The following is a 13,923-nucleotide window of genomic DNA, read 5'->3' as shown; positions in this document are numbered from 1 at the left end:
CCTTACATAGAGCCAATTTCGAGTAAATGGATAGCAATCGTGGTACCTCGCTCGCGCTTCCCCGCTTTCTTGGCGATCGCCCTCGCGCTCGCTCTGGCCGCGGCATGCGGCGGGGCAGGGAAGCGGCGCCGCCCAGTGGCCACCTTGTCGAGCACCCCCGCGGCGGCGGCCGAAATGGCCGAGATCCGGCGCATGTGGGGCGATCTCGAGGGGCGCGATCGCAATGCGCTGCGCGTGCGCATTCGGCAATTTCTGTCGAAGTTTCCAAATGATGGCGCCGCAGCGCTCGCGCGCACCTACCTGACCTTCATCCTTCTGAGCGACGGCGATTTCACCGAGGCGAAGGCGCAGCTCGACTTCTTGGAGACGATTCCGCCTGGCGCCACGCGCGATTTCTCGATGGTGGCGCGCGCGCGGCTGCTTCGTCTGACCCAGAGGCCCAACGAGGCGCTGGAGCTTTTGGCCCCGCTCGCGGGCAAGATGGTCGACCGGCACGCGCTCGAGCTCTTTCAAGAGGAGATCTCGCTCGATGCAGTGGCCGCGCACCACGACTACGAGGCCATCGCCTACATGGACTCGTGGCTTCGCCACGCCGACGACGAGGAGCGCGAGGAGGCGCGCCGCAAGATCCCCGAGGCGCTGGCCAGCATGTCGCCGCAGGTGCTGGAGGCTTCGCTGCGCTCGATGCGGGCCTCCGCGCGCGGTGGTGCCCCGCTGGTCACGGGCTACAGCGTGGAGATGCAACGCTTCGTTGCGCTGCAGCTCTCCGCTTATGCCGTGGCGACCGGCGATGCGCGGCTGGCGCAATGGCTCGTCGATCCCGCGTCCGGCGCCCCCGTGCTGGGGAGCGATGCCGGGTTGCTCGTCAGCGAGTTGGCCACCCGCCATCGCACCACGCGCGCTGTGGCGGGGCGAACCATCGGCTTGGTGCTGCCGACCGGTTCGTCATCGCTGCGCGACGCCGCCGCGGACGCTGCGCGCGGGGCCGCATGGGCGCTCAACCTTCCGCGCGCCGCGAAGGATCCCGGCGACAAGACGCTCCTCGTCACGCGTGACGATGGCGGCCGCGCCGATCGCATCGAGTCCGTGCTCGACGATCTGGCAAGCGATGGCGCCGGGGTCATCCTCGCGGGCTTCGAGCCGGATTCGGCCGAGCGCGCATTGCGGTGGGCGGAGAGCAACGGCGTCGCCGTCGTCGTTCTCGCAGCACCGCGCCACGCGACCGCGTCCAAATTCGGCTTCGTGGCGGGCGAGCCTTACGCATCGTCCATCGAGGTGCTCGCCGATGCTCTGCTCTCGCGTCGCGAGACGAAGGTGGCCACCGTCGCCGATGCCACGAGCTTGTCCGACGTGGCACGCATCGCCGCAGAGCGGCCCAACGTAAGCCAGAAGCTGACGTTCTTTCAGCCGGCGCCGTGCGATCTCGAAGGGCAGGGGGCCGGCGAGCATCGGTTCCCGTTGTCCGTTTGGGAAAAGGCGGGCATTCGCAGTTGGCTCGTCTCGGGGCCGGAGCCCTGCGCCCGCGACGTGCTGCGCGAGGTGGGCGAGCTTCGTGGGGCGCTGGTGATGCTCACCCTGGAGACCATCGGCGCGTACGAACGGGCCACCTCGGCCAAGGTGCTCAGCGCCGCGGCGGGCTTGTTGCCGGTGAGGGGCCTGCTGGACGGGAAAGCCGACGCAGGGGCTGCCGCCGACCCGGACATTCAGCGCTTCATGGCCAGCTTCAGCGCCCGTCCGACCTGGTTCACCGCCGTTGCCCGCGACGCCGCCGCCCTCGCCCGCCGCGCGATTGTTGCCTTGCCAACGGACACGACGACGAACCCCGATGCCGTGACCGCCCGCCGCGAGGACACCCGCCGAGCCCTCGAGAGCGCCAACACCGCGCTCTGGACGAGCAGTGAGTCACACGGGTTCGCGCCGGGTGAACATATGGTGAAGCGGACCGTCAAAGTCGTGGAGCTTCGCTAAAAGAGACGGCCTGCACCTGAATGTTCAGTCTTGAAGTTCCCGTTCAGTGCACCACTTTCTAAGACAGCACATGTCCGGCCTCCGTCACACGAAAGAACAAAAAGAGCTTGTAAGCCATGTCATTTTGACGCGCCGGAGCGTTTCCGCGCTCACCGAGCCGGGGCCGACCCCCGACGAGCTCACGATTTTGCTGCGGGCCGCTGTGAGCGTGCCGGACCACGGGCAGCTTCGCCCGTATCGTTTCGTGGTGGTGCGCGGCAACGGGCGTGAGCGCTTCGGTGCTGCGCTGGCCGGTGCTGCCGCCGAGAGCCGTCCCGACCTTTCGCCCGGCGTGCTGGCCAAGGTGAAGAACAAGGCCTTCGTGGCCCCCACGCTGATCGCGCTGATCGCGTCCCCGCGTCCCGGCGCCAACATCCCCGAGTGGGAGCAAGTCGCCGCGGCTTCGTGCACCGGCTACGCGATCCTCCTCACCGCCCACACCTTGGGCCTCGGGGCCATCTGGAAGACGTCCCCGTACCACGATGGAGCCGATCTCCGCTCCCTCCTGGCCATGGGCCCGAACGAGCGGCTCCTCGGTTGGGTCAATGTTGGCCAACCCGTGCGTCCTCTCGACAGCGAAGAGCGCCCGGACATCGACTTGAAGGCCGTGGCCGCCGTTCTCGATGAGTCGGCCATCTTGCCATTTGAGGTGTAAACGTACGACTATGGGGGATCCATGCGTAACCCCCTTCTGGTTCTGACCCTCGCCGTATCCCTCATTGCACTCCCGGGACTGACCGGTTGCAGGCGCATCGTGAGGGCCCTCGGCAAGGCCGCCGCGAAGTCCGCCCAAAAGGACGCGGCCGCCGAAGACGATGACTCGGTCCATGCAGCGAGCGCATCGGGCGCCAACAACGCGGAGGAGCCCGAGGACGAGGACGAAGCCGTCGGCGAAAAGCTGAACGCGTACATCGACTGCATCAACAGCCTTTCGGATCGCTTCCACGATGCGGAGCGCCGCTACTTCGACTGGGCCAACGAAAAGACGGGCCCCACCGGCAAAGAGCGCAACGTCTACGGCCTTTATTCGATCAGCGATCCCGCGAAGTGCGCGGCGGGTGTGCAGAAGGCCAACGGCATGAAGCCGTCGCTTCCCGAGTTGGAGCAAGCCGGAAGCACGTACGCGCAAGCGGTGACGGCGGCATACCCGGTGATCAAAGAAGCGAGCGATTACTACGATCAGAAGAACTACAAAGACGACAAGATGGCCAAAGGCAAAGAGCTTCACCCGAAGCTCGTCGCCTCGTTCGATGCCTTCGACAAAGCCGACAAGGCGATGCGCACGCAAGTCGACACGCTGAATCGCCAGGTGAAAGAGCGCACCCTCGCGAAGATCGAAAAATCCGAGGGAAAGAAGCTCGCCTACTGGCGCGCGACGACGATGCTGGTCGCCGAGGATCTCGTCAAATTGGGTGACTCGCACAAGCTCGACGCCGTCGATCTGCCGAAATTCACCGCGAAGGTCGATGAATACGAGAAGGCCGTGAACGAGTTTTCCAACTACGTCGCCGCGCACAAAGACGAGGCGTCGAAGTTCATCATGATCGATTCCCTGGTGGGCGAGGCCAAGGACTTCCTCATCGCCGCCAAAGAATTGATGCGCCGCGTCCGAGACAAGACGCCCTACTCGACCGGCGAGCGGATGCGCCTGGGCGGCTCCTCCGAATGGACCGTCGAAGGCTCACCCGGCAAATTGGTGAAATCCTACAACGAGCTCGTCAACCGGTCGAACTCGGTCCGCCGCTTCGGAAAGTAAGAAGATTCACAGGGAGACGGGGAGACGGGGAGTTTTTGTGGTTTTCACTCGTTTCAGCGCCCTGAAACGGAGCTCAACCCAAAAAACCTCCCCGCCTCCCCGCCTCCCTGTTCAATCCCCTCTTCGCGACCGGGAATGAAGCCGCGTCTGGCTGGTTTTAGGCGCGCACGCCCATGCAGGCAGCGCTTCCGATGACAGGATGCCGAGCAGTTGACAGGTCGTCCCTGGTCAGTAGGATGCGCCGCGCGGGGGCGCCATATGGGTTTTTCTCGTGAAATCGCGACCTTCGCGGGATTTCGAGAGACTCCCATGATCTCCGCCTCCTGGTGACTACGACCGGCCAAAAAGCGAACGAGCGAACAAAGATGGCAACCGATGTGATGATTTACGCGAACGACCTGAGCAAACGCTACGGGGCGTTCCGTGCGGTCGATAAGATCAACTTCGAAGTTCGGAAAGGGGAGGTCGTCGGATTTCTCGGCCCCAACGGCGCCGGCAAGTCCACGACCATGCGCATCCTCACCTGCTTCATCTCGCCCACCGAGGGGAGCGCGAGGATCCGCGGGTTCGACGTCTTCGAAAACCCGCTCGAGGTTCGCCGCAGCCTGGGTTACCTCCCGCAGCGCGCCCCGCTCTACCTCGAGATGAGCGTTCTCGAGTACCTGCACTTCGCCTCCGACCTGCGCCAGCTCGACAAGTCCGGCTTCAAGGACCGCGCGCGCAAGGTCGTCGAGGTGTGCGGCCTCGCCAAGGTGCTCGGCAAGGAGATTCGCTACCTGTCGCACGGCTATCGCCAGCGCGTCGGCCTCGCGCAGGCCCTCATCCACGACCCGCCGATCCTCATCCTGGACGAGCCCACGAGCGATCTCGACCCCAACGAGAAGGCCGAGTTCCTCGATTATTTGAAGCGCATCGGCGAAGAGCGCACCGTTCTTCTCTCGACCCACAACCTGTCCGAGGTCGAGGCGGCGTGTGCCCGCGCCATCATCATCTCGCGCGGCCGCATCGTGGCCGACGGGCCCCTCGATGAGATCCGCGCCAAGAGCGGCAAGGTTCGTTACGTCGTGTCGGTGCAGGAATCGGCGGGCAAAGAGCCCTACCGCGGCACCGGCACCTTGCCGAAGAAGAGCGAGGTCGAGGCCGCGCTGTCGAAGATCCGCGGCGTCACCGCGGTGACCGAGCTGCCCACCGACGAGCGCGCGCACTCCTTCGAGCTGGCCAGCGAGCAAGATCTCGATCTGCGCCCCGACCTGTTCCGCCTCATCGTGGACAAGGGCTGGGTCATCCTCGAACTGCACCGCGACACGCAAACCCTGGAAGACGTCTTCCGCAACCTCACGGTGGGCGATGCCCGCCGCAACCGCAACCTCTCCGCCAAGGACGAAGACGAGGAAGAGGAATACGAGGAGGAGGAAGAGGACGAAGACGAGGGCGAGGACGAAGAGGAAGAAGAGGCGCCGAAGAAGAAGGCGGGCAAGCGATGAGCACTTTGGAAAAAGAGCGAGACGAGGAAAAGGACGTGAAGCCCCTCAGCACCGTCGACGAGGACGGCGAGGCCAAACCCGCCGAGGCCGAGGAAGACGAGGCCCACGACGACGAAGAGGAAGAGGAGGCTGCGCCCAAGGCAAACCAGCGCAGCGCCTCGCTTCATGCCGATGCGCCTTCCGCCGTCGCGGCCGAGGGCCCCGGTCTGAGCATCGTGAAGAACACGCTGACCATCGCCCGGCGCGAGACACGCGCATACTTCGACTCGCTGATCGCCTACGTCGTCATTGGTGGCAGCACCTTGGCGCTCGGCATCTACTTCTTCCTCATCCAGCAGGGCGGCTTCTGGCAGGTCGACCGCGCGTCGATGACCCGTATGTTCGAGTTCCTGCCCTGGATGCTCGCGGCGCTGGTCATCCCGCTGGTCACGATGCGATCCATCGCGGACGAGAAGCGCTCGGGCACCCTCGAGCTGCTCATCACCCTGCCGGTGCGCGACAGCGAGGTCATTCTCGGCAAGTACTTCGCCGCGTTCTTCATGTGCGCCGTGCTGCTCCTGGCCACGCTCATCTACCCCATCGCCATGTTCGTGTGGCCGTGGCGCCTCGGCGTCCTCGATTGGGGTCCGGTGTGGACGGGCTACCTCGGCCTCCTGCTCTTCTCGGGCGCGGGCGTCGCGGTGGGCATGCTCTTCTCGAGCCTGACGGAGAGCCAGATCATCGCCTTCTTCCTCTCGGCGTTCACCCTGCTGCTTCTCCTCATCATCGGCATGCTGGTGGAGACGCTTCCCGGTGCCTTGGGCGATGCGATCGCGTTCATCAGCTTCCAGACGCGTTTCACGCCGTTCTCGCGAGGCCTGATCGACACGCGGGCCATCATCTACTTCGTGTCCATCGGGGTCATCTGCCTCTTGGCTGCTTTCCGTTCTCTGGAAAGCCGCAAGTGGTCCTGAGCCGAACGTTCAACCGGATCCAAAAGAAACGATTTTCGAATCATGGAACGCAAAGCACGCGCGGCCGCTGAAAGCGGCGTTCTGCTCCTGGTCATTGCCGGCATCCTCGTTGCGCTGAATGCGCTTTCGGCGCTCGGCGTCTACAAACGCTTCGACACCACCAAGTCCGAGCGCTTCAAGCTCTCCAAAGGCAGCGGCACCATGGTCCGCGAGATGAAGCAGTCCATGCAGGTGGACGCTTACGTCACCAAGGGCCTGCCCAAGCTCGACGCCTTCGTGCGCGACCTCCGCGATCTCCTCCAGGAGTACAAGGACGCGAGCGGCGGGAAGTTCAACTACAACATCATCGAAGCCAAGGACGAAGAGACCAAAAAGACGGCCAAGGACGCCGGTCTCGTCGAGCAGCCCTTCGGCGAGGCGAGCGCCACGGAGTCCGAGAAGGCCGCGGTCACCATGGGCTTCATGGGCCTCGTGCTGAAGTACGGCTCGGAGAAGGACTCGATTCGCTCCCTCGATCCGGGCAACACCAGCGGCCTCGAGTTCTGGCTGACCAACAAGATCCGTGAGATCCGCGACAAGGCGGACGACGTGAAGCGCAAGATCGGTGTGCTCACGGGCCACGACGAGATGAAGCTCTCCGAGGCCAACCTGGTGCCCGCGCAGCTTGGCAAGGCCACGATGCAGGACATCATCACGAAGAACTTCCCGTTCTACACGTTCCAGGACGTGGACCTGAAGAACGGCGACAGCGCGATCGACGAGGCGCTCGAAGGCCTCATCATCACGCAGCCGGGCAAGGACATCTCCGAGAAGGAGCTGCGCCGCATCGACGAGTTCGTGATGAAGGGCAAGTCGCTCGCGGTCTTCGCCTCGGCGGTGAACGTCAAGGCGAGCGATGCGTCGATGAACGCGACGCTCAACGCGCACGGCTTGGACAAGCTCCTCGCGGGTTACGGCATCGAGCTGAAGAAGGAAGCCGTGCTCGACTTCGGTCGCTCTTTCGGCGTCCAGATGCTCACGCAGGGCGGCATCGCGCGTCCGCGCTTCCCCGCGTTCCTCTCGGTGCAGGACGACTCGCGCTTCTCCGGTGAGGAGCAGCTCCTCGACTCGTCGTTCCCCGCGTTCTTCCGCATGAACGACCTGGTCTTCCCGTTCTCCTCGCCGCTGCTCCTCCACACGGACATCCAGCCCGAGGCCACGGTGAAGTCGGTGGCGCGCTCCACGCCGAACAGCACGGCGGTGGGTGGCGAGACGGTCGACCTGAAGCCGTTCCAGAACTGGAGCACGCTCCGCAAGAAGAGCGCACCGGCGCAGTACGTCATTGCGGCCACGGTCGACGGGACCTTGAAGACGGCGTTCCCCTCGGGCGACAAGCAGGGCATCGATACGCCGGAGAAGAGCAAGTCGGCGGCACGCGTGTTCGTGCTCTCGGCCTCGCAGTTCCTCGCGAATCCGTTCGCTCGCGCCGGCAATGCGCCGGACATGGGCCAGATGGGCATGATGATGCCGCAGATGGGTGGCGACGAGCAGCTGCAGCAGCTCGCGCAGCCGTACGCGCAGCAAGCCCTGACGAACACGATCCTCTCGTTCAAGAACACGCTCGACTGGCTCGGTGGCGACAGCGACCTGCTTGCCGTGTCGGCGAAGATCCTGAACGAGGCGCCGCTCGCCTACGGCGAGGTCTCGAAGCCGAACATCGACTTCGAGAACGAGACCGACGAGCAGCTCAAAAAGCGCGAGGACGAGATGAAGGCCTCCCGCAAGTCGACGCAGAACAAGGTGCAGTGGCTGCTCATCCTCGGGCTCCCGTTGCTCTTCTCTCTGTACGGCGTCTTGCGTTGGCGCTCGCGCATCGCATCGCGCGAGAACGTTTCTCTTGCTTGAAGCCAGTTCGATCGAGTTCAGGAGTCGTTAGACCATGAGCGGAACGCAGAAGATTGCAATCGGCGGGGCCATTCTCGTCGTGTTGGTTTACGCGGTGTATGCGCAGTCGAAGAAGGACGAGTCGATGGGCGTCGCCTCCAAGGAGACGGCGGCCGAGAAACCCGTCCTCAAGGTGGATCTCAAGGAGGGCGAGGACCTCGACAAGATTTCCATCACCAACGCCGACAAGGGCGAGGTCGTGCTGGAGAAGAAGGGCGACAAGTGGGAGCTGACCAAGCCCGTGTCGTTCCCGGCGAATCAGGGCAACGTCAAATCGCTGATCGACAACTTGAAGGAGCTCAAGACGGGGGACCTCATCGACGCCAATCCGTCGGAGGACATCAAGAAGTCGTACCAGCTCGACACCGAGCACGCGGTGCACGTCGTCGCGTACAAGGGTGGCGAGAAGAAGGCGGACGACTACTTCGGCAAGTCGGGCGGCCGCGGCCAGATGGCCATTGCCGCTGGAAACCCGGGTATCTATTCGGTCAGCGGCTACTCCGGCTACCTGTACGGCCGCGAGGTCAAGGCCTGGCGCGACACGGAGATCTTCAAGTTCGACGACGCGAACGTGACCTCGCTGGTCATCGAGAAGTCGAACGAGATCGCGGCGGCCGCGCCGGCCGGTGATGCGGGCGCGCCGAAGAAGGCGGGCGGCACGTTTTCCTTCACCAAGGGCGCGAAGTGGGCGGGCACGTGGAACGGCCAGGCCATTGCGCGCTTCGACGAAGAAAAAGTGAAGGACGCGCTGCGCATCTTCAAAGCGCTCAACGCCGACGACTTCGGCGACGGTAAGGGCGTGGACGTGACGGGCCTCGACAAGCCGCAAGCTACGGTCACCATCGGGCTCAAGGACAACGCCGGCAAGTTCGTGCTCAAGGTCGGCAAGACCTCGTCGGGCAGCGAGCGCTATGCCACGAAGGACGGCAGCGAGACCGTCTACGTTCTTCCCAGCGCCGTATCGGACTGGGTCACGGCGGACGTGACGAAGTTCCAGCAAGCCGCGGACGGAGGTGCTCCGAAGGCCCCTGCCATGCCGCCCGGTATGCCAGGGATGCCGCCCGGTATGATGCCGCCCGGGCACGGCGCGCAGTAACGCGATCGCCTAGCGCGGCGGCGGACGGCGGATCTTCGAGAGCCTCTCGCGCAGAGAGGCGAGTCGATCCGCCACCTCGTCGCGCTCTTTGCCGTGGAGCTCGAGGAAGTCGAGCGCCTTGGTGAGCTCGTTCAAGCCGTACGTCGCATGGCGCTGGTGGAACCAGCCGACGGCGGTGGAGACGCCCTCGGGCTGCCCGGGGGGACAGAGAACCGCCGTGGGGACCGAGCGGCGGAAGTACTCCTTGGCGACTTCCAGAAAGCGCGCGCGCTGCCGCGGGTTGGGGCCACTGCCTTCCTTGAAGACGAGCACCTTCTGCATCGTGCCCGCGGCGGCGTGCTTGCCGAAGACGCCGAGGAACACGTCCCACTCATCGTCGCCGGGCACGGATTCGCCGTGGACGATGACACACGTCGTTCCGACGTACTCGTAGAGAAAACTCACGACGGGTGGCGCTGCTGGCACGTGGGTCCACTTAACTATGCGTCATTTCGCGGCCGGCGTGTAGCGGTCTCGCCCATTTACCAAAGGCGGGCGCCTTCGACGATATCGAGCGGCGCGTCACCGAAGGCAAGCCAGCGGCTCGCGCGAGTGCCGGCGGCGTCAGGGCCCGCCTCGGTGAGAAGTACCGCTGCCCACCCCACGGCCAGCGCCGCCACCGGCCGCACGGCGGCCACGCGAAGGAGTCGCACTTCGCGCTCGGGCGGGATGGGCATGAGCGGTCGCAGCTTGTTCGCCGCGCGGTACGGGGCGTCCTGCCCGAAGTGAATCGGCGACGTCCACAACGCCACCACGAGCTCCGTGTGCAGCGCCATGAGCGCCGCAGCGCGCGCTTGCGGCGAGGTCGCGTCGGCCATGCGCCGGAGCGAGCCACACACGTACGCGCGCTCCGGCGGCGGCGTGCGCGAGCGAAGGCGCGAACCATTGCCTTGGCAACGGCCTTCCACGAGCACGCGCGCGAGCGCATCGGCTTCGATGGTGCGCATCTCGGCCTCGGAACGCCCCGCGTTGCTCGCTGAAAGCGCTTTGCGCAGCTCCTTCTCCGCGCGCTCCATGCGCGTGAACATGGCCGCGTCGGTGGCGAGCCCCAGGTGCGTCCGCACGCCGCGCCGCACCGATTCGCCGTCGTTCGTGGGATCGCTCGCCGGCCTCACCTGATCGAGCGCCACGCGAAGCCGCGCCATGGCCACGGAGCTCTCCCCGTAGCCCGTGGTGAGCCGCTCCAGCGCATCCAGCGAGTCGTCGAGCTCGTTCGCCTCGAACTTCGTCAGCGCGCCATCTTTGAGGCTCGCCTGCACGTCCGTCAGCCGGCGTGCGAGCCACTTGTCGCGGGCCTTGCCGGCCTCCTGATTCGCGGGCGGGACCCAGCACGCCACCATCCCGCGAACCAACTCGCTCGCCGAGCGCGGGAGCGCCTTTTCCTCGGCCACGCGGGCTTTTTCCTCGTCGATGAGCCGCACCAAGAGCCGTCGTTCGAGCTCGCTGTCCTTGGCCAGCGGATACGTCCAACCGCGGGCACGCTGGGAGGCCGCCTCGAGACCCCGCGCGCGGGCCTCGAAGGAAAAAAGGTCGAGCGCGCCTTCGTCGCCCACCTCGAGCGTGGAATCCTCGGCCAGGATGGCGCCCATCACGTTCTTGCGCACGTCCGCCTCTTTGGCGACCACCCCTGCGCGCCGTGCGAGGCGTGCATCCACGGCCGCCAAATCGCCGAGCAGCGCATCCTCGTCCCGCGCGAAGCGGGCGGCATTCTCGGCGCCTGCCTCACCCGCACTGCGGGGCGGCGGCGTCGCCTTGGACGCGCAGCCCCCCAGGCCCCCCATCCAGAGCGCGGCCAAAAGAGCCGTGGGAAGAAGCGCCGCTCCTCGGGAAGGCCTCAAAAGCCCAGCACCTTCACGATGACCCGCTTGTCCCGCTGGCCGTCGAACTCCGCGTAAAAGACCTCCTGCCATGGCCCCAGGTCCAATTTGCCCTTGGTGATGGGCAAGGTCACCTCGTGGTGGATGAGCAACGACTTCAGATGCGCGTCGCCATTGTCCTCGCCCGTGCGGTGGTGCTCGTAATCCGGGCCGGCGGGCGCGAGATCCTGCAGCCATTTCCAGATGTCCCGGTGCAAGCCCGGCTCGTTGTCGTTCACGAACACACCCGCCGTGATGTGCATGGCGCTGACCAGCATGAAGCCCTCGGTGATATCGGACCGCTCGAGGAGCGTCTTCAACGTCGGCGTTAGATGCACGAGCTCACGCCGGTTGCGTGTGTGCATGGTCATGTACTCGGTGAACGACTTCATCGTGATCTCCCCGCTTCACGAAAGGTGTACTACCCTCACGCCCCATCGGCATGAAATACGCACGGTCGTTTTCGGTCGCTTCTCCTTTTTCTACCGGTTTTTTCGAGTCGACGGTACGCGTCGCCGAGAGCGGTCTCTCGCGCGCTGCGCGTTCGGCCTGGCCCCTCGTGCAGAAGCTCAATCGTGCCATCGAGCGCCCGGGCAAGCACCCCAAGTGGGCCCCCGCCCCGCTGCTCAAGCGGCGTGAGCGCACGTTTCCCCAGCTCGGTTTCCCGCGCGAGACCGACTCCCTCTGCCCGAAATGCGTCAAGGCCGTGCGCACGGAGATCCTCTCCGGCGAGCGCGATCTGCGCACGCTCATCGACGGCAAGCCGGGCGAGATCAAGGCCCGCATCATCGAGCGCGACGGCCAAGTCCTCATGGTCAAAGAGTGCCCCGAGCACGGCCGCTTCGAGGACGTCATGGCCATCGACGCCGCGTTCCTCCGCCGCATCGAGAAGCTCTATCCCGGGCGCGACTACCTCGCCCCGCTGAGCAAGTTGCGCGAGCACGGGAGCTCCAGCGTCAAGTATGGCCGCGGCGCCGTCCTCACCGTGGACCTGACGAACCGCTGCAACATGATGTGCGACCCCTGCTTCATGGACGCGAACCAGGTCGGCTACGTGCACGAGCTCTCCTGGGACGAGACGAAGAAGATCCTCGACGACTCGCTGACCATCCAGCCGCGCCGCCAGATGAGCGTGCAATTCTCCGGCGGCGAGCCCACGTTGAGCCCGCATTTCCTCCAGGCCATTCGCTACGCACGCGAGGTCGGCTACTTCTGCGTGCAGGCGGCCACCAACGGCGTCAAGTTCGCGCAAGATCCGGAGTTCGCCCGGCAGGCCAAAGAGGCGGGGCTGCGCATCGCGTACCTGCAGTTCGACGGCGTCACCAACGAGGCCAATTCGCACCGCAAGGTCGGCAATTTGTTCGACGTGAAGCTGCGCGCCATCGAGAACCTGCACGCGGTGGGCATCGACGTCGTGCTCGTCGTCACCGTGGTGAACGGCGTGAACAACGACCAAGTGGGCCCCATCGTCGATTTTGCCATCGCCAACGCCGACAAGGTCACGGTCATCAGCTTCCAGCCCGTGAGCTTCACCGGCCGCGACGAAGACGTCAGCGACGAAACCCGCATCGCGCAGCGCTACACCTTGAGCCACCTCGCGCGTGATGTGAAGGCGCAGACCGGCGCCACCGAGCCCCTGCGCGACTGGTTCCCCCTGTCGGCCTTGGGCCCGTTCAGCGATCTCACGGATCTTCTTTTGGGCGAGGGCGCCGAGTTCGGCTCGATGAAGTGCGGCTGCCACCCGAACTGCGGCATCGGCACCATCTTGTTCGTGCACAAGAAGACGAAGCAAATGGTCCCGCTCACGCAGTTCCTCGACCTCGAGGGCCTGCTCTCGGACATCCAGGACGTCACCGACGCCGCCCAGGGCCGCGCGATCACGATGGCCGAAATGGCCATGGCACTGTTCAAGAACTTCCACCCGGAAAAGGCGCCCAAAGGCTTCACCTTTTTCCATCTGCTCAAACAATTCATGAGCCAAACCGGCAACCGCGGAAAGCGCGTCGGCGAATTCGAAAGCGATGCGCACGAATTCGAATGGCGCGCCCTTTTCGTCGCCGGCATGTGGTTCCAAGATTTGTTCAACTACGACTTCCGCCGCACCGAGATGTGCATCATCCCGTACGGCACGCAAATGGGCGAAATCAGCTTTTGCGCCTACAACACCGGCGTGGGCTGGCGAAACATCATCGAGAAGATGAAGGCCAACGCCACCGTCGCCGAGTGGTACCGCGAAAAGGGGAGGCACCCCATCTACGCGAAGAACCAGCACTTGCCGCTGCCGGAGTCGCTGGGCACCGTGGTGCTGCCCGAGTCCGCGCTGCGCATGGAGGAAGAGTCACAGGCCCGCAAGCGGGTGCGCCTGCCGCTGGTCACCAGCTAACGGGCATATCGAGCAGCTGGGCGGCGGCTTCGAGCTTCGCCCGGCCGCGCGCTGTGGCGTACACCGTGGCGATGGTGGCGAGGGCCTCGTGCGCCTCGGTTTGCTGGCCAGGGACGAGCTCCAGATCGTGGTACTTCGTCCCCCTGCTGGTGCTCGAGGTTCGACCTCGAAGGCGATGCCTGCGGGCCGGCCAGCGCTTGCGACCGACGCACGACAGCGTCACGAGCTCGTCGCCCACGCGCGACGTCACCCGGAATTGCACGATCATCGTGAATAGGAACGCGAGATCCGCCACGACGAACGCAACGTGCTTGAACGTCAGCGGTAACAGGTGAATGGTCGCCGCCATCGAGGCCGCGAACAACACCGCGGAGCCCACGGGTAAGTCGTAGACGGTGCGCGTAGGTTCTCGCAGGAGGATCACGG

Annotated in this window: 12 protein-coding genes; 8 read left to right on the top strand and 4 right to left on the bottom strand. The window is 65.1% G+C overall.

The genetic code is table 11. The features are described 5' to 3' along the window. Positions 1-39: 39 nt before the first annotated feature. From LZC95_46020 to LZC95_45990, 7 genes are all read left to right on the top strand, one after another. Complete coding sequence (locus LZC95_46020) at positions 40-1,968, top strand: ABC transporter substrate-binding protein (GenBank protein ID WXA93800.1); 1,929 nt, start codon at positions 40-42, stop codon at positions 1,966-1,968. Between the two features lie 70 nt (positions 1,969-2,038). Then, the gene (locus tag LZC95_46015) at positions 2,039-2,662 is read left to right on the top strand and encodes a nitroreductase (GenBank protein WXA93799.1); all 624 of its coding nucleotides are present in this window, start codon (positions 2,039-2,041) and stop codon (positions 2,660-2,662) included. Between the two features lie 21 nt (positions 2,663-2,683). Beyond that, positions 2,684-3,763, top strand: a complete 1,080-nt coding sequence (locus LZC95_46010; protein ID WXA93798.1) for a YiiG family protein — start codon at positions 2,684-2,686, stop codon at positions 3,761-3,763. A 365-nt stretch (positions 3,764-4,128) separates the two neighbouring features. Beyond that, complete coding sequence (locus LZC95_46005; GenBank protein ID WXA93797.1) at positions 4,129-5,247, top strand: ATP-binding cassette domain-containing protein; 1,119 nt, start codon at positions 4,129-4,131, stop codon at positions 5,245-5,247. Beyond that, positions 5,244-6,200, top strand: coding sequence for an ABC transporter permease subunit (locus LZC95_46000; protein WXA93796.1), 957 nt, complete (start codon positions 5,244-5,246; stop codon positions 6,198-6,200). Before LZC95_46005 ends, LZC95_46000 begins: the two co-directional genes overlap by 4 nt. Positions 6,201-6,242: 42 nt before the next feature. Beyond that, the gene (locus LZC95_45995; GenBank protein ID WXA93795.1) at positions 6,243-8,084 is read left to right on the top strand and encodes a GldG family protein; all 1,842 of its coding nucleotides are present in this window, start codon (positions 6,243-6,245) and stop codon (positions 8,082-8,084) included. A gap of 34 nt (positions 8,085-8,118) precedes the next feature. Beyond that, positions 8,119-9,219, top strand: coding sequence for a DUF4340 domain-containing protein (locus LZC95_45990; protein ID WXA93794.1), 1,101 nt, complete (start codon positions 8,119-8,121; stop codon positions 9,217-9,219). Positions 9,220-9,228: 9 nt separating this feature from the next. On the opposite strand, the gene LZC95_45985 is transcribed toward LZC95_45990, so the two are convergent. The 3 genes from LZC95_45985 to LZC95_45975 form a co-directional block, all read right to left on the bottom strand. Then, positions 9,229-9,663, bottom strand: coding sequence for a hypothetical protein (locus LZC95_45985; protein ID WXA93793.1), 435 nt, complete (start codon positions 9,661-9,663; stop codon positions 9,229-9,231). A gap of 77 nt (positions 9,664-9,740) precedes the next feature. Further along, entirely contained in the window at positions 9,741-11,096 is a 1,356-nt protein-coding gene (locus tag LZC95_45980; GenBank protein ID WXA93792.1) for a hypothetical protein, read from the bottom strand. Then, on the bottom strand, positions 11,093-11,506 hold the full coding sequence (locus LZC95_45975) for a secondary thiamine-phosphate synthase enzyme YjbQ (protein ID WXA93791.1): 414 nt from the start codon (positions 11,504-11,506) through the stop codon (positions 11,093-11,095). The genes LZC95_45980 and LZC95_45975 overlap by 4 nt, the downstream gene beginning before the upstream one ends. A 167-nt stretch (positions 11,507-11,673) precedes the next feature. On the opposite strand from LZC95_45975, the gene LZC95_45970 reads away from it, so the two are divergent. Further along, on the top strand, positions 11,674-13,497 hold the full coding sequence (locus tag LZC95_45970; GenBank protein WXA93790.1) for a radical SAM protein: 1,824 nt from the start codon (positions 11,674-11,676) through the stop codon (positions 13,495-13,497). On the opposite strand, the gene LZC95_45965 is transcribed toward LZC95_45970, so the two are convergent. Then, positions 13,487-13,921, bottom strand: a complete 435-nt coding sequence (locus LZC95_45965; GenBank protein WXA93789.1) for a hypothetical protein — start codon at positions 13,919-13,921, stop codon at positions 13,487-13,489. The two genes, LZC95_45970 and LZC95_45965, sit on opposite strands and share 11 nt — an antisense overlap. Positions 13,922-13,923: the final 2 nt, after the last annotated feature.

This window comes from Sorangiineae bacterium MSr12523, from assembly GCA_037157775.1.
In the GTDB taxonomy this organism is placed as follows: domain Bacteria; phylum Myxococcota_A; class Polyangia; order Polyangiales; family Polyangiaceae; genus Pendulispora; species Pendulispora brunnea.
Note: the sequence above shows the minus strand (reverse complement) of the source record. Positions and strands in the feature narration are given on the sequence as shown.

Bases quoted from the DNA above. Each gene is read 5' to 3' on its own strand.
- LZC95_45990 (WXA93794.1), top strand. From the start codon at position 8,119: ATGAGCGGAACGCAGAAGATTGCAATCGGCGGGGCCATTCTCGTCGTG.
- LZC95_46010 (WXA93798.1), top strand. From the start codon at position 2,684: ATGCGTAACCCCCTTCTGGTTCTGACCCTCGCCGTATCCCTCATTGCA.
- LZC95_46000 (WXA93796.1), top strand. From the start codon at position 5,244: ATGAGCACTTTGGAAAAAGAGCGAGACGAGGAAAAGGACGTGAAGCCC.
- LZC95_46005 (WXA93797.1), top strand. From the start codon at position 4,129: ATGGCAACCGATGTGATGATTTACGCGAACGACCTGAGCAAACGCTAC.
- LZC95_45975 (WXA93791.1), bottom strand. From the start codon at position 11,506: ATGAAGTCGTTCACCGAGTACATGACCATGCACACACGCAACCGGCGT.
- LZC95_45995 (WXA93795.1), top strand. From the start codon at position 6,243: ATGGAACGCAAAGCACGCGCGGCCGCTGAAAGCGGCGTTCTGCTCCTG.
- LZC95_46015 (WXA93799.1), top strand. From the start codon at position 2,039: ATGTCCGGCCTCCGTCACACGAAAGAACAAAAAGAGCTTGTAAGCCAT.